Raw genomic sequence first — 18,786 nt, 5'->3', positions numbered from 1 at the left:
TAATTATGAAAAAGGAATTATTTAGTCAACAGGATATTGATGATGGGCTAGATCTAATCATTGTGTCCTATTTTGATAGGATGTATGGGGATGGTAAATTCCTGGATGCTATAGATCTACTATCTAGAAAGTGGACATTAAATGTCGATGGTGCCTATTGTCATTTTCCTGACATGAATAGTTATGACGAAAGTGAGCATTTTGACGGTGTTGAATTTGCCATTGGCTATCCACCTTCTGATGCAGAGTCTGTCATTGTTAGTGAAGACATCTGCTATCAGTATGTTCGTTTGGCCTGCGAGAAATACCTTAAACTTCACCCGGAAGATGCGGAAAAGGTAAAAGATTTACTGACTAAATTACCTGCTTAATGGGAACAAACACGGCCCTTTATGGCAGGATTATATCCTTGAGAATCACTATCTGAGTCATCAACAAAGCTAAGATGTTGATAAAACACAGATCTAATATGTTTTTTTGAAATTCCACCCCCACTGCATTTTCCTGTTTGTTCGCCACGGACAATGACTTAACATAGCTATCACTTTTTTGCATGGATCATGGATATTCGATGCGCTACTTGGCTGTTCTTCTCCCTTTACTCACATTGCTCTCTGCCTGTAGTAGCAAGCCGACGCCTCTCGCCGCTGCCACGCCATCGGATGGCTTGGTAAAGAGCGGCTTTTTGCTTGAACCGGAACATCAGGGGCATCTGCAAGATGGTGATTTTGCTTACAACGCCGATACCGCCCGTTTTGTCGACAAAATGGTGCGCGAGCACGGTTTTGAGCGAGAACAGTTGCATGATGTATTAGCACAAACTAAAAAATTGGATTTTGTTATCCGTCTGATGGACAAGCAAGCGCCCACTTCAGGTCGTCCTTCCGGGCCAAATGGGGCGTGGAACCGCTATCGCAGCCAATTTATCACCCCGGATAATGTGCAAAACGGCGTCAATTTCTGGAATCAGCATGAAGAGGCACTGCAACGCGCTTATGAAATCTACGGCGTGCCGCCTGAGATTATCGTCGGTATCATCGGTGTTGAAACTCGCTGGGGCCGAGTGATGGGCAAGACTCGCATTATTGATGCGCTGGCGACACTCTCCTTTGCTTACCCGCGTCGAGCCGAGTACTTCTCTGGCGAGCTGGAAACCTTCTTGCTGATGGCGCGTGCTGAGGGCAATGATCCACTCAGCTTGCGGGGCTCTTATGCGGGTGCGATGGGTTACGGTCAATTTATGCCATCGTCATTTAAGAGCTATGCGGTTGATTTTAATGGCAATGGGCATGTCAACTTGTGGGATCCGGTGGATGCGATTGGTAGTGTTGCCAATTACTTCAAATCTCACGGCTGGACGAAAGGGGCGGCCGTCGCGGTGCCTGCCAATGGTCAGGCGGCCAATCTCGACAATGGCTTTAAGACCAAATACCCGCTCTCAACTTTATCTGCGGCCGGGCTAAGCCCCACTGCGCCACTGGGTGATTATCAGGAAGCCAGCTTGTTACGCCTTGATATCGGCACGGGCTATCAATACTGGTACGGCTTACCTAACTTCTACACCATCACCCGTTACAACCACAGCACCCATTACGCCATGGCGGTGTGGCAACTGGGTGAAGCGGTCGGTAGGGCGCGTAGAGGTTATTAAAGTCTATCACTCACAAAGCTAAACCAAGGGGGAAACGTGCCGTTGGGGTCGTAAGCGGCGTAAGCCGCCGAAGTGCCCCTAGGTGCGGTAACCCCTTGGCTCACAAGCCTTTTTCATCATACTCAGGGCCACATCAGTGGCCCTGAGGTTATTGACAAAGTGCCAGCGGCGGTGAGAACAGGCGGATCGTAAAGACGCCGTAAATCCATCCTTGGAGGCTCGAGCCGCGCCATCCTTGGCGCGGACGCTTTACTCTTCCACCTGTCCTCACCGTTTCAGATCGAGTCGTCGAGGTTTGTCAGCAGTCTGAGGGCCACATCAATGGCCCTTTTTACGACAGAATTGACGGATTACAGCAGATGCGAAATATCATCCGGATTGACGGATGGTGGGGATTTACGCCAACCGCGCGTTAGCCACAGCAGATAGATAAAGCCTGCCAGCAACCACAGCAAACCCACCTCCAGTGCGCGCTGCTCTAAATGCACCCACAGCCAGACTGACATCACAAACCCCATCATCGGCAGCAGCCCGTACTTGAACAGGGCTGATGCACCACGGCGCTTCTCATTGATCAGAAAGTGCTTGATTACGCTCAGGTTAACAAAGGTGAACGCACCCAGTGCACCAAAACTAATCATCGACACCACGAGGTTCAGATCAAGGAACAGTGCCAGCAGCGAAATAGTTGCGACGAACAAAATAGCCCGCCATGGCGTGTGGAATTTGCGATGCAGATGGAAGAACACTTTACGTGGCAACACCCCTTCACGGCCCATAGCATAGAAAATACGCGACACACTGGTCTGCGCGGTCATGGCCGAGGCATACACGCCCGTCAGGTAGGTCGCCATAAAGAAGTTATACATCCACTTGCCGCCGACATGCTCTGAGATAATCAGGCTGGCAGTATCCTGATGCGGAATCAGCGACTGCCAATCCGGATAGGCCAAATGGGCGGCATAGGAGACGGCAATGAAAATGGCTCCGGCGCTGATCACGGTAAACAGAATCGCACGCGGCAGAGTGCGCTTGGCGTCGTGCGCCTCTTCCGCCATGGTGGCGATGGCATCAAAACCGAGAAATGCCAGACAGAGCACCGCCGCACCGGACAACAAACCGGAGAGATCACCCGCATTCACCAGTAACGGCTTCATCAGCGCTGCGGGGCTTAAATCGGCCTGACTGAATGAGAGCGCGATAAATAGCACGATAAAGACCATCTGTGCGGCGATCAGCGAGAAATTGACCGAAGTGAGCAGCCGCACGCCGAGAATGTTAAGCAGGCTGACAGTGACGATCGAGGCAATGATAAAGACTGGGGCGGGGATCGCCGGGAATGCCTCGTGCAAGAAAATACCTAACACCAAATAGTTCAGAATTGGCAGGAACAGATAATCCAGAATTTGCGCCCAACCCACCAGAAACCCGGTTTTCCCGCCAAAACTGCGCTGCACATAGGAGTAGGCCGAACCTGATAGCGGCATGGCGCTGGTCATCCGGCAATAACTGAGGGCGGTAAACAGAATAGTGGCAACCGTCACCAGATAAGCAATGGGCAAGTGGCCCTGACTGAGTACGGTCACCTGTCCGTAGGTGGTAAATACGCCTAATGGAACCATGTAGGCAAGGCCGAAAGCGACCAGCGCGGGGGTTTTAAGCACTCTGCGCAACTGAATATTTTGTGGCATTACCCTATCATCTCCTGGTGTAAACGAGCACCGCTGAGCTGCATTTTTATGCAGCTGTAAAACATAAAGGAGCGGATTTTGACACAAGGGGGGCAGGTTTGAAAGTCCATCGCCACCCGACTTGATAGCGGCGTGTCGTTAACCGCAATGATTTACCGGAATCACTGACCTAAGCCCGTGATTCCGGAGGGGATTGACTGGCGCTTATTGAGCTGAATCCGTAGCCTGATAAACGACTTTACCGCCCACCAGTGTTGCCTCTACTTCAGTCTGGTAAATCGTCTCTGGCGACTGCGTAAACAGGTTATTTTTCAGAATAATGATATCCGCGAATTTACCCGCTTCCAGTGAGCCAATGTATTGCTCTTTGGCAATCATATAAGCGGCATCAATAGTGGCAGAGCGCAGAGTCTCCATCAGGGTCAGATCTCGGTCATTATCCAGACGCGGGCCTGCTGGATGGCCATCAAGATCCCATGCGCGACGGGTCATGCCCACTTGCAGATTGTACCATTCATCCAGACGATCAATAGGCCAATCACTGCCATAAGCGATACGCGCTCCGGCATCCAGAAAACGGGCTGCTGGCTCCATATGTTGGAAACGGGCCTCACCCAGCATGGCGCGCTCCTCATCAATCAGCACACCCGGCAAACCGCCCCACTGGAAGGAGAGCACCGCCGTGGCACCGAGTTTGGCAAAACGGTCATATTGATGGGCGGCAACCAGTTCGTTGTGCGCCAATCCCGGCCGAATATCTTTGCCCGGCAGTGCCGCGCGCATCTGCTCTACCGCATCCAGCACCATCTCGATGGCCCCATCGCCCACGGTGTGAGTATGGGGATGCAGGCCCGCGCGGGCGCACTCCAGAATCACGGCATTGACCACTGGTGCGGTAAAGTAGAGATCGCCGTAGTGCTCGGTATCCTGCCAGTCGGGGTGTTGTTCGGTGCCATGATTGGCACGATATGGCTCCAGCAGGGCGGCCGTCATGGTTGGCGGCTGTAGCACCCCGTCGATAAAGAGTTTCAGGTGGTCTACCGCAAAGCCCGGTGCAGGAGTCCATTCGCGGCTTCCCCATTCACGACCAAACGCCACCACTTCCTGCACCACGCGCGCGGCGTCCTCTGGCCCTTGCAGGCTATCGGGGGTCACCTCTTTGGCACCCAGCACCCGTAGAGTCAGTTCATTACGCTCATGTAACCGACGAAACGCCAGTAACTGCTCGGCAAAAACACGGGTATCCATCACGGTGGTCACACCCTGCGCATTCAGGACTTGCTGCACATGGGCGGCAATCTGCACATTCTTTTCTGGCGTCGCGGAGGGGATGCTGTCGAAAGCGCGCATCGCGGGTGCATCTTCCAAAATACCGGTCAGTTTGCCGCTTGCGTCGCGGGCAATTTTGCCATCGGGCGGCACGGGGGTATTTTCATCAATGCCCAGCAGTGCCAGTGCGCGGCTGTTGGCTGCCAAGGTATGGCAGTCATTGGAGAACAGGGCGACGGGGCGGCGGGTATTGAGTGAATCCAGTGCCGCACGACTCATATCTGCACCCACGGGTGTCATCGCCTGACGTTGCCAAGCGCGCACCGTCAGCCAGTCATTTTCGCCTTTAAAGGGGTCGCTATCGAGATGCCGTTGGATAATCTCCAATGTCTGCTCAACACTGAGCGCAGCATAATTGAGGTTACAGCCGATAAGCTGTTTTCCGCCCCAGAAGGGGTGCATATGGCTATCAATCAGGCCGGGCATCATAAATTTGCCTGCCAGATCGATAAGTTGGGTGTGGGGGCCGCTAAATGTCTGCTTAATGTCATCAGCGCCAGTCGCCAGAATATAGCCCTGACCTATCGCGATGGCGCTGCAAACTTGGTTATCCGTGTCAGCCGTGTAGATTGTGCCGTTGTAATAGATGACATCGGCGACAGTTGATTGTTGAGTCATTTTATCTTCTCAATAATCCCCTTCGACTGGGGATAATAATTAAATAGCGATTATAGCTGTTATTAATGGCAAAAACCGCCCGTGGGAGATGAGGTTGAGGCCGAGGGGCAATTATTGGCTCTTCAATAGCTCGGTTGCCATCATTGCTTGCAGATGGCGCATGATTTCTGCTTCCGAAAAGCCTAATTCGGTAAATTGGATCAGGCCATCTAAACCACAAAGCAGCCCAATCAAACGCCAGGCAACATCACTGGGGTTTATATCTGAGCGGAACTCATCGCTGGCAATACCGGCATTGATGACATCGAGTGTGGCTCGGTGCCAGTCAGACATCGAGGCGGCATAGGCTGTTTTCATCAGCTCATCCCGCTCAGCCAGAATCGAAACTTCATTCCACAGCCGAGTCTCTCTTTGGCACATCTCATCTTGTGGGTAGCCCAGCGCTCGCAGCACGCGTTCAGTTGCGGGTAAATTTTGGCTACTTTGCTCAAAAGCGGCTAACGACTGCTTCACTAACAGCAGAAAAGCATCGGCCCGCAGGCGCGAGACTGACGCGAAGTGATGATGAACCTGCCCGACTGACACACCCGCCTCACTGGCAACACGGCGCACCGTGGTTGCGGCCATCCCCTCGGTGATGGCGACACGCATTGCCGCCTGTAGAAGGGTGTCGTGGCGCTCTTCGCGGTTCAAATAGGCCAAAAATGACTCCTTTATCTGACTCATCAATGTTTTCGTCATTATGTGATGAATTGGACGTTAGTTCAACTTTCCGCTACTATTGGCATATTGAACAGGTGTTCAACATTATTTTATGCCCTATTTGAGCGTTTTTATGTCTAAAAAGTGGATAGTTTTCTACGTTATCATTCTGATGTATCTCCCCGTTTCGATTGATGCAACCGTATTACATGTAGCGGCCCCTCGGCTGGGTATCGCCCTCTCTGCCACCGGCAGCGAATTGCTGTGGATCATCGATATTTACTCGCTGGTCATGGCATGTTTGTTGCTCCCTATGGGGGCGCTGGGTGATCGCATTGGCTTCAAGCGGTTAGCATTAATGGGGTCGATATTGTTCGGATTGGCATCACTGGCGGCGGCCCTTGCGCCGTCGGTGGCGGCACTGATTGCGGCACGTGCGTTTTTGGCCATTGGTGCCGCCATGATCCTGCCTGCAACACTCTCCGCCGTGCGCCATATCTTTACCGATGAGCGGGAGCGGTCATTAGCGTTGGGGATATGGGTGGCTATCGGCACTATGGGGGCTGCGATGGGGCCACTGGTCGGCGGCGTATTGCTGGAATACTTCTACTGGGGATCAGTTTTTCTGATCAATATTCCCATCATCATCATCGTAGTGATTGCGACGCTGGTGGTGATCCCTAGCCAACCAGGGCGCGCTGAACAGACATGGAAACTGGCACCGGCGCTGGTATTGATTACCGCGATTCTGATGCTGGTTTATGCCGCAAAAACCGGGTTGCGTGGTGGCGGCGATATGATGGTCACTTCCCTGACGGCGCTGATCGGTGGGGTGATGCTGTTTGCCTTTGTCCGCCATCAGCTATCCACAGCGGCCCCGATGATTGATTTTCGCCTGATTAGCCAGCGGGTGATCGCGGTGGGCATGGTGATGGCGATGACCGCCATGATCACGTTGGTTGGTTTTGAGCTACTGCTGACACAGGAATTGCAGTTTGTCTTGGGTAAAACTCCGCTCGAAGCGGGCATGTTCCTACTGCCGCTCATGATTGCTAGTGGGGTGAGTGGGCCGATATCTGGCTGGCTGGTCGCCAGAGTGGGGCTGCGTGCTGTGGCAAGTGCCGGTATTGCATTTAGCTCATTGAGTTTTCTGGGGTTGGCCTTGACCGATTTTGCCACTCAATCCTATCTGGCATGGGGATGGATGATCTTGCTCGGTTTCAGTATTGAAGCCTCATTGCTGGCTTCGACGGCGGCAATTATGAGCGCCGCTCCTCCTGAGAAAGCGGGCGCAGCGGGTGCAGTAGAGGGCATGGCTTATGAGCTGGGGGCTGGGCTTGGGGTGGCAATCTTTGGTCTCATGCTCTCGCGAGCTTATACCGCCTCGATTATGTTACCGGATGATTTACCCGCAGATTTAGTGGCTCAGGCCAGTGCCTCTATCAGTGAAACCCTTCAGGTGATCAATAGCCTCGGTGGGAATGAGTCACTGCTTGCCAGCGCCAAACTGGCTTTTTCAGCCTCGCACAGCTTGGTGCTAGGTTCCGCCAGTGCGATGTTGATTCTGCTGGCCGTCACCGTGTGGTTCACCATGCCGAGAAAGCGCGTTCTGCAACTTGCACACTAACCGGGGGAGCTGAAATGCTCCCTCATCATTGTTCAACCTAAGATAAAGTATCCTTATATTCAATAGGTTAATCATATTTTCTGCTGTAAACAGCCATTTAGTGTGACATCTACAATGTAGAAAATGACTTATTTGCCGATAATCCCTTGTGGGCCTCACGATAGTGGGGGGTGTAACAAGAATGAAAAAGGCAGTGAAAAATAGGGATTTTTTATGGGCTTGAGCGATTTTTTCAATAAGAGTGGTTTTACGAATTGTAGCCGCATATATGTATACCCCAATATTCCGGCAAAGAAATTAAGCAATGCACTTGCGTCCTACAAATCTAATTTGGCAGAGGATGATGTTATTGTCCTTATCGACAATACCATGATGGGCAGTGGTAAAGATGGTGCATTAATTTGTCGTAATGGCATCGTTATCCGTGATTCCTTTGACGATGCCAGTCGCTATATGTTCGATACATTGGACTCAATCAAGATAGAAGGGGTGAAGCTCTATCTTGATAACAAAAAAGTTATCTCATTTAGTATGCCGAACAAAAGTGATATTCAACGGCTATTTCAGTTAATAAATCGTTGGCATCAAGACACGAGCAATATCAGCGCCGACGATACGATAACCACGGAAAATTCGTCTGAATTAACTGCCAATACTGACGATGATTTATTCGCTGAGGAAACGGCTATTCTGGGTCAATTGATATTGGCAGATGAGAAGAGTAGCGGGGATGATAGCAAGGCAACGACGGCCAGAAACAAGCTGACAGGCTACGTTTTAACGGCGATTGAAGATAATAAAAGCAAAATATTGCCTATGCTGCGAGAGAAGACAGGTGAGTTATCTCAGTCAGCATTGAGAAATGATCAATACATTGAAAGATTGGCTTCCTTTATTTATGCATTTTTACCAGGTTTTGTTCGCCTCGCAGTTAAAGAACATCAATTAGTTAGTTTTATTTTGCCTCATCGAGACAAAATTCTGGATGCCCTATTTAAGGATACTGAGTTTTCACTTGCGCCAGTTAACATAGAACCTCAATTGTCTTTATTAAATTCCCCTTTAAGATCATCCACGAATATCAGTGATGAGTTAGATGCACTGTTTGATGATGAAGATGACTCAGATTCAGGTGCAATTAAACCTGATGTTGCATTAAATAACGCAATTCTTGAGCTTCGGGATGAAATTACCAAAGATCCGGAAATGACATTTATTTTTACCCATGCCATTAATCTTGCATCAGCGGTATTAGATATGGTGAGGAAATCTGGTAAGAAACTGACGGCAGATCATGACAGTGATGTGTTGGCTGCTTTGTCCATCATGCATGGATTCTCATACCACAAAATCCCCGATGTATTACGTGAGGATGATAAAAATGACGAGTTTGCCATGATGTTTTCTATTGGTATTTCGATGCTGCTCGATAGTTATTGTCGCCAAACGCAAGGGAAAGGTTCCGCTGAAGACGCAACAGCCGTTGCCATGATCCTGATGAAATGTGCGTCGAAGGATCAGCTTAATATGATGATCAGAACTTTTATCGAAGACCAATCCACCTTTACGGCCCATTCACTTTTTAGCCCGGACGATATCTTACAACTTCTGCGGCAGGCAAATCAGTATGCCTCCTCTTGGAGCAAAAAGCTGATTGCTGGCATGGTAGCAGATGAGTTGGCTATTCAGCGAAAATGGGGTGACTTGCTATTTAAGTGAGTGACCTGACCATAAAAAAGCATCGAAAGATGCTTTTTTACCTTTCAAGCTATTTTTAACCACTCAATTGAAGCCTGAATAATCTCTCTGGCATTACTCTTATTAGCCATTACTCTTACTAAAGTGTGTGATATACCTATTCGCGGTGGTGAGCTGGTTTTTGATAGGTGACGATATCAAACCGTATTCCAATAAAGAGTAAGGCTTTCTCTATGACCGAGCGGCAGTTTACAGCACAACTCGATATCGATAGCTCGGCTCAGCCTGTTCGAGTGGCAGCCAGAGGGGATTGGGTCTTGGCGCATTACCGCGCGCTAGAGCCAGAAGTGATGCAATTGCGGGCGAATCTACCCAGCGGCGTGATATTTGACCTCAATCAATTGGGGGCGCTGGATACCGCCGGAGCCACCTTATTAGCTTTGCTGCTCGGTGAGGCGCGTGTCGGCAATTTACGCGAACTTGCGCCGAAACTGCCGGAAGAGCGCCGAGTTTTACTGGAAACGGTGAGCCGCGTTTTACCTGATTTATCCCCCGAACCCTCAACAAAAGCGCCCCCATTTTGGCTGGAGTTATTGTCCAATATTGGCCGTTCGATGGTCAATTTATGGGAGGATATCAAATCTTTACTGGGCTTTATCGGCCTGACACTTGAAGCCTTGCTGGGCACACTATTCCGTCCCGCCCGCTGGCGCATGACCTCACTGATCGCCAATATTCAGCAAATTGGCTTGAATGCAGTGCCCATCATTATGCTGCTGACTTTTCTGGTGGGGGCGGTGATCGCCTTTCTCGGAGCAACGGTATTGACCACCTTCGGCGCAGGTATTTTTACCGTTGATTTAGTGGTGTTTTCCTTCCTGCGCGAATTTGCGGTATTGCTCACCGCCATCTTGATGGCAGGGCGCACCGCCAGTGCCTTTACCGCCGAAATCGGGCTGATGAAAGCCAATGAAGAGATCGACGCCATCCAAACACTGGGGCTGAATCCGGTCGAATTGCTGGTGCTGCCACGGGTCTTGGCGCTGTTGATTTCGCTGCCGATGCTGACATTTATCGGCATGGTTTGCGGTATTTTCGGCGGCATGGTGGTGTGCGCCTTAACGCTGGATATTTCGCCCACCATGTTTCTGTCGATTATGCAAAACAGCAACGGGTTGCAGCACTTTCTGGTGGGGATAAGCAAAGCACCGATTTTCGCTTTCCTGATTGCTATCATTGGCTGTCTGGAAGGATTCAAAGTCACGGGCAGCGCGGAGTCGGTGGGAGTTCACACCACCACCAGTGTGGTGCATTCGATCTTTGTGGTGATCCTGCTTGATGCCGTCGCTGCACTCTTTTTCATGGAGATGGGATGGTGAGCCAAATAAAGCAAGATGCCATTATTCAAATTCGTGGTTTGGTGAACAGCTTTGGTAAACAGACGGTGCACCAAGACCTGAATCTGGATGTTCAGCGCGGCGAAATTCTCGGCGTTGTTGGGGGTTCGGGAACCGGAAAATCCGTACTATTGCGCAGTATCGTCGGGTTGCGACGCCCGACTGGCGGGCAGATTCACGTATTTGGTCAAGATTTAATGGCGCTGTCAGGTAAGCCGCGCTCTCTGGTCGAACGCCGATTTGGTGTCCTGTTTCAACGGGGAGCGCTCTTCAGCTCTCTGACGGTGACTGAAAACGTGGCGCTGCCGTTAATCGAAAATGCCGGTTTGCCCCGTGCTGAAGCTGAGCGCTTGGCACAGGTCAAATTGGCACTGGCGGGTTTGCCGCCGGGTGCAGGGAGTAAATATCCGGCATCCCTGTCGGGCGGGATGGTTAAGCGGGTGGCTTTAGCCCGTGCGCTGGCGCTGGACCCCGATATTCTGTTTCTTGATGAGCCAACAGCGGGTCTTGATCCCATTGGTGCCGCGGCGTTTGACAGTTTGATCCGTACCCTGCGTGATGCCCTCAACCTGACGGTATTTTTAGTGACTCATGATCTGGATACGCTCTATACACTGTGTGATCGTGTGGCGGTGCTTTCACAGAAAAAAGTGCTGGTGGTTGATACTTTGGATAATGTTGCTGCAACCCATGATGAGTGGATTCAGGCGTATTTTCATGGCCCACGTGGCCGGGCTGCTTATCAAGCAGTAACGAATAGTGGAGAGAGGTCGTAATATGGAAACCCGTGCTCATCATGTTGTCATTGGTTTATTCACTCTCATTGTGGTCAGTGCCGCTTTGTTATTCTGCCTATGGCTGACCAACGCCGGCTCTAATCGCCAGTTCAAGCTGTACGACATTGTCTTCAATGAACCGGTGAGTGGCCTGTCTCAGGGCAGTACCGTGCAGTACAGCGGGATTCGCGTGGGTGAAGTGATTCAGCTACGTCTGGATAACGAGGACCCCAATAAAGTTTGGGCGCGAATCCGGGTGTCGGCATCAACGCCTATCCGCCAAGACACCCAAGCGCGGCTGACGGTCGCCGGGATTACCGGTACCTCCAATATTCAATTCAGTAGCAGCAGCCAATCTAGCCCACTGTTGGAGGGAAAAGATGGCGAAATCCCGATCATTATTGCCACCCCGTCACCGATGAGCCAGTTATTGGCGAACGGGGAGAATTTCATGAGTAACGCTAATGAAGTTTTAGTGCGCCTCAATCAGCTATTGGAGCCGGATAATCAGCAGCGACTCATCAGGACGCTGGATAATCTCGCGCTGATTACCCAGACCGTAGCGGATCAACGGGGCGATATCAGCACTATGTTGCAGCAGTTGGCGCAGGCCAGTAAACAGGCCAATGAGACACTGGCCCAGACCAATCGTTTACTGCGCAATGCTAATGGGTTGATGGATGGGCAGGGAAAACAGCTGGTCAGTGATGCCGCTAAGACCATGGCGTCATTGCAAAATACCAGTACCATCCTCAATAAATTAGTGAGTGAAAATAAAACCTCGCTCAGTAATGGCATGCAAGGGATGAATGAGTTGGGGCCAGCAGTGGATGAGCTGCGCAGAACATTAGCCACATTACGCGCTGCGGTTTCCCGCTTGGAAGAGAACCCATCGGCCTTGTTGCGTGGCCGTGAAAGAACACAGGAGTTTACCCCTCGATGATATCTCTTAAGGTAATGCGCTATGCAGGCCGCCGCACTTGGCTATTGATGTTATCAATGCTGGTTATGTTGCTATCAGCCTGCACTATTTTACCCACCGCGCCAGTATCGCAGGTCTATCTTCTGCCGGTGCCGCCAGCGACGAATACAGCGCGAGCGCAGACCGTCAATTGGTCACTGCGGGTTTCTCAACCGACGACCAGCCAATTTCTGAACAGCTCACGGATTGCGGTGCAGCCGCAAGGGCAGGAGATAGCGGTCTATCAAAACTCGCGCTGGAGTGATCCCGCGCCGATTTTACTGCGTAATCGCCTGATTCAGGAGTTCCGCGCAGATGGTCGTATCCGTGCGGTCAGCAGTGACGACGACAGTTTGCAGGCGGATGTGGAGTTGAGCGGTGATCTCTCCGCCTTTCAGGGCGTCTACCTGACGGATAAGAGTGAAGTGCTGATCCGCTTCGATGCTCGACTGGTCAGAATTTCAGACCGCCGGATTATTGCGACCCACCATTTTGAGATTCGCCAACCGATAAGCGGTACGAAGATGGATGAGGTGGTTCAGGCTTTTGGCCTGGCGAGCGATCAGTTAGCTGCACAGGTGCTTAACTGGATGTTGCAGCAATCTCTTCCGTCATCCTAAATCCTATTTCCCCCGATCAGACGGATTTAATCGCACTGATTGGGGGCGTTATTTTTATACTGATCACTAAGTGCTGGCTAATATAACATCATTTTTGTTTCTCTATATTTGTTATGCCACTGTCAAGTTAGGTAAAGTCAGCCAATTAAACTGACTGAGTTATTATCTATTCCGGCAAAATAACTGAAAGCTATTAGGGAAATATATCTTATATCAAATAAGTGTTGATTTTATGTTTCATAATGTTTGACTATTGTTCGATGAATTGAGCAAAAGGGAATCATTATGCTTTGGAAGAATACTCAGGAGCAGTTTGGGCGCATCACTATTGGCATCCACTGGCTGGTGGCATTAACCGTCTATGGGCTATTTGCTCTGGGGTTATGGATGGTGACACTGGGGTACTACGATGGTTGGTATCATCAGGCACCTGAAATACATAAAAGTATTGGCTGTATACTCTTTGCCGTGATGTTATTTCGGGTTATTTGGCGCTTTATTTCACCACCGCCGAAACCTTTATCTAGCTACAGTCGTTTCACGCGAGTCAGCGCGATATTGGCTCATTTGATTCTATATATTGTTCTATTTTGTATTATGTTCAGCGGCTATTTAATCTCGACTGCGGATGGGCAGCCTATCAATGTATTTGGTTGGTTTAACCTACCGGCGACATTCACGGGATTACCTGATCAGGCCGATACCGCCGGTACTGTGCATCTCTATCTGGCTTGGGCCGTGGTAGTGCTCTCGCTATTACATGGGCTGGCCGCGATCAAGCACCACTTTATTGATGGTGATATCACCCTTAAACGGATGCTGGGACGTAGCACCGATTAACCAACTGTATTATGGAGAATGAAGCATGTTTAATAAGACCCTATTGGGCCTGACTGTAGGCGCACTGATGTTTACCGCAGGCAACGCCGTAGCCGCCGAATATAAAATCGATAAAGAAGGGCAACACGCCTTTATCGAGTTTCGGATTAAACATTTAGGCTATAGCTGGTTATACGGCAGCTTTAACGATTTTGATGGCTCTTTCACATTTGATGAGAAAAATCCGGCTGCCGATAAAGTGAATGTGGTGATCAACACCAATAGTGTTGATACCAATCATGCTGAGCGAGATAAGCATCTGCGCAGTAAAGAGTTTCTGAACGTCGGTAAATTCCCACAAGCGACATTTGAGTCGACTGAAGTGAAGAAAAATGGCGAAGGTTATTCCGTGATCGGTAATCTGACACTGAATGGCGTGACTAAACCCGTGACACTGGAGAGTAAACTGACCGGTCAAGGTAATGACCCATGGGGCGGCTACCGTGCTGGTTTTGAAGCGAATGGCAATATTAAGTTGAAAGACTTTAATATCACCACCGATTTAGGCCCAGCGTCACAAGAAGTTGAGCTTATTTTGTCCGTTGAAGGTGTTCGGGCTAAATAGTTTTTTGACTAAAGAACGGCCCATGACTGACCGACTCTCTGAGAATAAGGTCAGACTGAAATAGATTTTCGTTTGATAAATAGCCCCCGTCCAGCATGGATATTAACCGATTGATGACTTCATTCACCATGCTGCTGACGGGGTCTTTAATGCTGGATAACGCTGGGCTAAGAAACGGCGCGAGCGGAATATTATCGAATCCGATGATAGATATTTCATCCGGCACCCGAATACCCACTTCATTTAATTTTTTAATCGCGCCAATGGCCATGTCGTCATTGCTGGCGAGGATTGCGCTCAATGGCAACTGATGGGCGAGTAATGACTCTACCGCCGCTGAGCCGCTGTGTGGCGTCCATTTCCCTTGTGCAATCAGTGTGTCCCGCACCGGCAATGAGTGTGCTATTAATGCCTCTTTGTAACCGGAAAGACGCTCAATTGCAGTGGGTGAATCCAGTGAGCCGGTAATAAAAGCGATATCCCGGTGCCCCTGCTCGATAAGATATTTTGTGGCGTGATAACTGGAACCTTTATGATCGCAGAAAATAGAGTGACTATGATTTTTTCTTAATTTTCTGTTCACCACCATAATCGGCTGTTTATGTTTATCAATAATCAGATCCATGGCATCCACCGTTAAAAATCGCGGATAGATGATAATGGCATCACAACGGAGATCCAGCAGGAACTGAATTGCCGCTTGTTCCTCTTCTGCGCTGTGTTTCCCATCCACCAACACCAATTGACGACCACTGCTTTCTAATTTTTTCGCCGCCTGAGAGAGAATTTCATTAAAGTAATTCCCATTGTAGAGCGTATTGGTGACCACGAAACCGATGCATTCTGATTTATTTGTCGCCAGATTTCGCGCCAATAAATTGGGGCGATATCCCGCCTCTTCAATTGCAGTATAAACCTGCTTTTTAGTCGCTTCGCTGACATAACCTTTGCCTGACAGAACCCGTGAAACAGTGGCTTTCGATACGCCCGCTTTCTTTGCCACTTCTTGCATCGTAGACATAGGCCCTTCCTGGCTTTTAAACAATTAGGGCCATTCTACAGGTTACTGCTGGCAAGATGCAGGCTGCTGAGCAAAATAAATTACTGCACTTATACCGATCGTTATCACAAAACTGAAATTGTAATTATCCATCTATTGAATTTTAGTTAGTAATTAACGATTCTCATGTGGAACCGGTTACCTATTTGTTTGAAAACACCAAAACGTAACAGTAATCGGCAAATGAGTTAATTATAACTATATGAATATAATGGCTAATTGTGCATTTATGCCGGTAAGGGCAGTTTCCCTTCGGCCGCAAATGGTTCGCTTAGCTCGGCGTGCGTCGTTACGGGGAGTTGTCACTCATGTCTAAGAATTATGCCGCAGTATCTCAACTGATCGTCGATGCCATGGGGGGGGTCGGCAATATCGGGGCTGTGACCCATTGTATGACGCGGTTACGCTTTGTACTCAACGATGATAGCGCAGTCGATCTGGCTAAGTTGAAGGCCATCAGTGGTGTGCTGGGTGTGGTGCGCAATGAGGGCCAGTGTCAGGTCATCATTGGTAATAATGTCTCCTATGCCTATGCAGAGGTTCTGAAGCTGCTGCCGGAAGGCGCACGGCCTGAAGATCGCGCTCCGCAAAAAAAGAAAATCACCTTAAAGCGGATTGGGGCCGGGATTCTTGACGCGCTGATTGGCACGATGTCGCCGCTGATTCCGGCCATCATCGGGGGTTCGATGGTCAAACTGCTGGCGATGATACTGGATATGACTGGTGTTTTCGGCAAAGGCTCCTCGACACTCATTATTCTCAATGTCATTGGCGATGGGGCTTTCTTCTTCTTGCCAGTGATGGTTGCCGCTTCAGCCGCCATCAAATTCAAAACCAACCTATCGCTGGCTATTGCCATTGCTGGCGTGCTGGTCCATCCCACCTTTATTGATCTGATGGCGAAAGCTGCACAGGGCCAACAGGTTGAATTTATGGGGTTATCTGTCACGGCAGTGAAGTACACTTATACCGTGATTCCCGCGTTATGCATGACGTGGTTGCTCTCTTATATCGAACGCTGGGTTGATCGCATCACGCCAGCGGTGACCAAAAACTTCCTTAAACCGATGCTGATTGTGCTGATTTCGGCTCCGATTGCCATCATGTTTATCGGCCCGCTGGGGATCTGGATCGGCAGTGGCATCTCCTCTTTGGTCTACACCGTTCATGATTATCTGGGCTGGCTCTCTGTCGCGATTATGGGCGCACTCTGGCCGTTACTGGTGATGACGGGGATGCACCGCGTCTTTACCCCGACCATCATTCAGACCATTGCCGAAACCGGGAAAGAGGGCATGGTTATGCCGTCCGAAATTGGTGCGAACCTTTCGCTCGGCGGTTCCTCGCTGGCGGTTGCATGGCGAACTAAGAACCCAGAGTTACGCCAGACGGCATTGGCAGCGGCGGCATCCGCGATTGTAGCGGGCATTTCTGAACCCGCGCTTTACGGTGTCGCCTTGCGGCTCAAACGCCCACTGATCGCCAGCTTAATCAGTGGATTTATTTGTGGCGCGGTCGCCGGAATTGGTGGGCTGGCTAGCCATTCGATGGCCTCTCCTGGGCTATTTACCAGTGTTCAGTTCTTCGATCCGGCGAATCCGATGAGTATCGTCTGGGTGTTTGGCGTTATGGTTCTGGCGATAGTGATTTCGTTCGTCACCACACTATTGCTAGGATTTGAGGATATTCCTGTTGAGAACAGCGCAGGCGATAACGCCCATCCTGACGACGCGGTTATTGTGCAGAGTGCAGTAAAAATTAACTAAATCACGAGGTATTTCATGGCGGTATCAACATTTCCCGACGGTTTTTTATGGGGCGGCGCATTAGCTGCAAACCAGGCCGAAGGTGCATGCTTTGAGGGTGGTAAAGGGCTGACGACAGTTGACATGATCCCTCATGGCCCGCACCGTTTGGCGGTGAAACTGGGGCAGGAGAAGCGCTTCGTGTTACGGGACGATGAGTTTTATCCTAGCCATCAGGCCATAGATTTTTACCATCGATATAAAGATGATATCGCATTAATGGCTGAAATGGGATTCACCGTATTCCGCACATCAATTGCGTGGAGCCGGATATACCCGAATGGCGATGAGATGACGCCGAATGTGGAAGGTATCGCCTTTTACCGCGACCTGTTTAATGAATGCAAAAAGCACAATATCGAGCCGCTAGTCACCTTGTGCCACTTTGATGTCCCGATGCATCTGGTCACGGAATATGGTTCGTGGCGTAACCGGAAAATGGTTAAATTTTTCACTCGCTATGCGCGCACCTGTTTCGAGGCGTTTGATGGATTGGTGAAGTACTGGCTGACATTCAACGAAATTAATATTTTGCTTCATAGCCCGTTTTCCGGTGCTGGGCTAGTGTTTGAGCCAAACGAAAACCAGGAGCAGGTCAAATATCAGGCTGCACATCACGAACTGCTCGCCAGTGCACGGGCAACAAAAATAGCCCATGAGGTTAATCCGGATAATCAGGTGGGCTGCATGTTGGCGGGCGGGAATTTCTACCCGCGCACCTGTAAGCCAGAAGATGTCTGGGCAGCGCTGGAGAAAGACCGCGAAAATCTATTTTTCATTGATGTTCAGGCGCGAGGCGCTTATCCGGCCTACACTAAACGCCTCTTCAGGGAGAAGGGAATTTCAATTGTCACCGAAGCGGGGGACGACGATATCCTCAAGGATACCGTGGATTTCGTCTCCTTCAGTTATTACGCCTCCCGTTGCGCCTCGGCGGAGATGAACGACCATAACAGCAGTGCCGCCAATATCGTAAAATCCCTTAAAAATCCGCATATTGAGGCCAGTGAATGGGGGTGGGGCATTGATCCTCTAGGTTTACGCATCACCATGAACATGATGTATGACCGCTATCAAAAGCCGCTATTTTTGGTTGAAAATGGGCTGGGTGCGAAAGATGAAATTAACCCACAGGGTGAAATTGAGGATGATTACCGCATTAGCTATTTGCGCGAGCATATTAAAGCGATGGGCGAGGCGATTGATGATGGTATTCCGGTTATCGGTTACACCTCATGGGGTTGCATTGATTTAGTTTCTGCCTCTACCGGGGAGATGAGCAAGCGCTACGGCTTCATCTATGTTGACCGGGATGATCAGGGAAAAGGCTCTCTAGCACGACGGAAAAAGAGATCCTTTTATTGGTATAAAAAAGTTATCGCCAGCAACGGTGCTGATTTGAGCTAA

16 protein-coding genes are annotated in these 18,786 nt (G+C 50.0%); 12 read left to right on the top strand and 4 right to left on the bottom strand.

All coding sequences use genetic code 11. From position 1 onward, the window contains the following. Positions 1-5: 5 nt before the first annotated feature. Together cdiI and mltB are read left to right on the top strand one after the other, a co-directional pair. On the top strand, positions 6-371 hold the full coding sequence (cdiI, locus tag HRD69_RS18910) for a ribonuclease toxin immunity protein CdiI (RefSeq protein WP_049611435.1): 366 nt from the start codon (positions 6-8) through the stop codon (positions 369-371). 200 nt (positions 372-571) lie between these two features. Continuing rightward, positions 572-1,651, top strand: coding sequence for a lytic murein transglycosylase B (mltB, locus tag HRD69_RS18905; RefSeq protein ID WP_004876814.1), 1,080 nt, complete (start codon positions 572-574; stop codon positions 1,649-1,651). 350 nt (positions 1,652-2,001) lie between these two features. On the opposite strand, the gene HRD69_RS18900 is transcribed toward mltB, so the two are convergent. From HRD69_RS18900 to HRD69_RS18890, 3 genes are all read right to left on the bottom strand, one after another. Then, positions 2,002-3,342, bottom strand: coding sequence for an APC family permease (locus HRD69_RS18900; protein WP_004874660.1), 1,341 nt, complete (start codon positions 3,340-3,342; stop codon positions 2,002-2,004). 204 nt (positions 3,343-3,546) lie between these two features. Further along, a complete protein-coding gene (locus HRD69_RS18895; protein WP_004874661.1) occupies positions 3,547-5,289 on the bottom strand; it encodes an amidohydrolase in 1,743 nt (580 codons plus the stop codon). Between the two features lie 111 nt (positions 5,290-5,400). Then, complete coding sequence (locus tag HRD69_RS18890; RefSeq protein ID WP_072099447.1) at positions 5,401-5,991, bottom strand: TetR family transcriptional regulator; 591 nt, start codon at positions 5,989-5,991, stop codon at positions 5,401-5,403. A gap of 133 nt (positions 5,992-6,124) precedes the next feature. Here HRD69_RS18890 and HRD69_RS18885 point away from each other — a divergent pair, with 133 nt between their 5' ends. The 8 genes from HRD69_RS18885 (at position 6,125) to HRD69_RS18850 (ending at position 14,514) form a co-directional block, all read left to right on the top strand. Next, positions 6,125-7,618 (top strand): SmvA family efflux MFS transporter, encoded by a 1,494-nt coding sequence (locus HRD69_RS18885; protein ID WP_032813974.1) that lies wholly within the window; start codon positions 6,125-6,127, stop codon positions 7,616-7,618. Between the two features lie 213 nt (positions 7,619-7,831). Beyond that, positions 7,832-9,337, top strand: coding sequence for a hypothetical protein (locus tag HRD69_RS18880; RefSeq protein WP_032813976.1), 1,506 nt, complete (start codon positions 7,832-7,834; stop codon positions 9,335-9,337). Between the two features lie 212 nt (positions 9,338-9,549). After that, positions 9,550-10,695, top strand: a complete 1,146-nt coding sequence (locus HRD69_RS18875; protein WP_004874665.1) for an MlaE family ABC transporter permease — start codon at positions 9,550-9,552, stop codon at positions 10,693-10,695. Further along, entirely contained in the window at positions 10,689-11,489 is an 801-nt protein-coding gene (locus tag HRD69_RS18870) for an ABC transporter ATP-binding protein (RefSeq protein WP_032813978.1), read from the top strand. The genes HRD69_RS18875 and HRD69_RS18870 overlap by 7 nt, the downstream gene beginning before the upstream one ends. A 1-nt stretch (position 11,490) precedes the next feature. After that, positions 11,491-12,432, top strand: coding sequence for an MlaD family protein (locus HRD69_RS18865; protein WP_004874667.1), 942 nt, complete (start codon positions 11,491-11,493; stop codon positions 12,430-12,432). After that, on the top strand, positions 12,429-13,070 hold the full coding sequence (locus tag HRD69_RS18860) for an ABC-type transport auxiliary lipoprotein family protein (RefSeq protein ID WP_032813980.1): 642 nt from the start codon (positions 12,429-12,431) through the stop codon (positions 13,068-13,070). The genes HRD69_RS18865 and HRD69_RS18860 overlap by 4 nt, the downstream gene beginning before the upstream one ends. 285 nt (positions 13,071-13,355) lie before the next feature. After that, positions 13,356-13,910 carry a cytochrome b gene (locus tag HRD69_RS18855; protein ID WP_004874669.1) on the top strand — a complete coding sequence of 185 codons (555 nt, stop codon included), beginning with the start codon at positions 13,356-13,358 and terminating at the stop codon, positions 13,908-13,910. Between the two features lie 25 nt (positions 13,911-13,935). Continuing rightward, on the top strand, positions 13,936-14,514 hold the full coding sequence (locus tag HRD69_RS18850; RefSeq protein WP_032813982.1) for a YceI family protein: 579 nt from the start codon (positions 13,936-13,938) through the stop codon (positions 14,512-14,514). Here the strand turns inward: HRD69_RS18850 and HRD69_RS18845 are convergent. After that, positions 14,507-15,535, bottom strand: a complete 1,029-nt coding sequence (locus HRD69_RS18845; RefSeq protein ID WP_032813983.1) for a LacI family DNA-binding transcriptional regulator — start codon at positions 15,533-15,535, stop codon at positions 14,507-14,509. The two genes, HRD69_RS18850 and HRD69_RS18845, sit on opposite strands and share 8 nt — an antisense overlap. Positions 15,536-15,882: 347 nt before the next feature. Here HRD69_RS18845 and ascF point away from each other — a divergent pair, with 347 nt between their 5' ends. Then, on the top strand, positions 15,883-17,340 hold the full coding sequence (gene ascF, locus HRD69_RS18840) for a PTS cellobiose/arbutin/salicin transporter subunit IIBC (RefSeq protein ID WP_004874671.1): 1,458 nt from the start codon (positions 15,883-15,885) through the stop codon (positions 17,338-17,340). 15 nt (positions 17,341-17,355) lie between these two features. Next, the gene (locus tag HRD69_RS18835; RefSeq protein WP_004874673.1) at positions 17,356-18,786 is read left to right on the top strand and encodes a 6-phospho-beta-glucosidase; all 1,431 of its coding nucleotides are present in this window, start codon (positions 17,356-17,358) and stop codon (positions 18,784-18,786) included.

Source organism: Yersinia mollaretii ATCC 43969, assembly GCF_013282725.1.
Lineage (GTDB): Bacteria > Pseudomonadota > Gammaproteobacteria > Enterobacterales > Enterobacteriaceae > Yersinia > Yersinia mollaretii.
This window is presented reverse-complemented; position numbering and strand designations above follow the sequence as displayed.

Bases quoted from the DNA above. Each gene is read 5' to 3' on its own strand.
- ascF (WP_004874671.1), top strand. From the start codon at position 15,883: ATGTCTAAGAATTATGCCGCAGTATCTCAACTGATCGTCGATGCCATG.
- HRD69_RS18895 (WP_004874661.1), bottom strand. From the start codon at position 5,289: ATGACTCAACAATCAACTGTCGCCGATGTCATCTATTACAACGGCACA.
- HRD69_RS18885 (WP_032813974.1), top strand. From the start codon at position 6,125: ATGTCTAAAAAGTGGATAGTTTTCTACGTTATCATTCTGATGTATCTC.
- HRD69_RS18850 (WP_032813982.1), top strand. From the start codon at position 13,936: ATGTTTAATAAGACCCTATTGGGCCTGACTGTAGGCGCACTGATGTTT.
- HRD69_RS18860 (WP_032813980.1), top strand. From the start codon at position 12,429: ATGATATCTCTTAAGGTAATGCGCTATGCAGGCCGCCGCACTTGGCTA.
- HRD69_RS18835 (WP_004874673.1), top strand. From the start codon at position 17,356: ATGGCGGTATCAACATTTCCCGACGGTTTTTTATGGGGCGGCGCATTA.
- HRD69_RS18870 (WP_032813978.1), top strand. From the start codon at position 10,689: ATGGTGAGCCAAATAAAGCAAGATGCCATTATTCAAATTCGTGGTTTG.
- cdiI (WP_049611435.1), top strand. From the start codon at position 6: ATGAAAAAGGAATTATTTAGTCAACAGGATATTGATGATGGGCTAGAT.
- HRD69_RS18855 (WP_004874669.1), top strand. From the start codon at position 13,356: ATGCTTTGGAAGAATACTCAGGAGCAGTTTGGGCGCATCACTATTGGC.
- HRD69_RS18845 (WP_032813983.1), bottom strand. From the start codon at position 15,535: ATGTCTACGATGCAAGAAGTGGCAAAGAAAGCGGGCGTATCGAAAGCC.
- mltB (WP_004876814.1), top strand. From the start codon at position 572: ATGCGCTACTTGGCTGTTCTTCTCCCTTTACTCACATTGCTCTCTGCC.
- HRD69_RS18880 (WP_032813976.1), top strand. From the start codon at position 7,832: ATGGGCTTGAGCGATTTTTTCAATAAGAGTGGTTTTACGAATTGTAGC.
- HRD69_RS18900 (WP_004874660.1), bottom strand. From the start codon at position 3,342: ATGCCACAAAATATTCAGTTGCGCAGAGTGCTTAAAACCCCCGCGCTG.
- HRD69_RS18875 (WP_004874665.1), top strand. From the start codon at position 9,550: ATGACCGAGCGGCAGTTTACAGCACAACTCGATATCGATAGCTCGGCT.
- HRD69_RS18865 (WP_004874667.1), top strand. From the start codon at position 11,491: ATGGAAACCCGTGCTCATCATGTTGTCATTGGTTTATTCACTCTCATT.